The following is a 423-nucleotide window of genomic DNA, read 5'->3' on the forward strand; positions in this document are numbered from 1 at the left end:
CCTCGTTGCGTTGCTTCAGCCGGTCGGGCTTGTCGGCCATCGCCTGGCGCGCTTCGGACTGCGCGCTCTTGGCCTTGTCGGTTTCGCCGAGCACCATATAGGCGCGCACCAGCCGCAGCCAGCCGTCGACGTCGTCGCCGTTCTGCTTCAGCTTGGCGGCGAGCTTGGCGACCATGCCCTGGATCATCGCAGCGCGGTCGGCCTCGCTCATGGTCTGCGCGGCAGCGGCGGCGCCGTCCGGCAACGCCGGCTGCTTGGCGGTGCCGTCGAGCCGCGCGAGCTCGGCCTGCAGCATCGGCCGCCAAGGCGCGTCGGCCGGCGCCTTCTCGAGCATCGCGCGCCAGATCGTCGCGGCGTCCTTCGGGCGGCCGTCCTGCTCGGCGGCAAGGCCGAGGTAGTAACGCGCCTTGGGTTCGTCGGGAT

General features: G+C 71.6%; 1 protein-coding gene. It reads right to left on the reverse strand.

The genetic code is table 11. From position 1 onward, the window contains the following. On the reverse strand, positions 1 to 423 hold a 423-nt coding region (locus DY467_RS25730), incomplete at both ends, for a tetratricopeptide repeat protein (protein WP_502706462.1).

The sequence above is a fragment of the Rhodopseudomonas sp. BR0G17 genome, from assembly GCF_010907025.1.
GTDB classification, from domain to species: domain Bacteria; phylum Pseudomonadota; class Alphaproteobacteria; order Rhizobiales; family Xanthobacteraceae; genus Rhodopseudomonas; species Rhodopseudomonas palustris_H.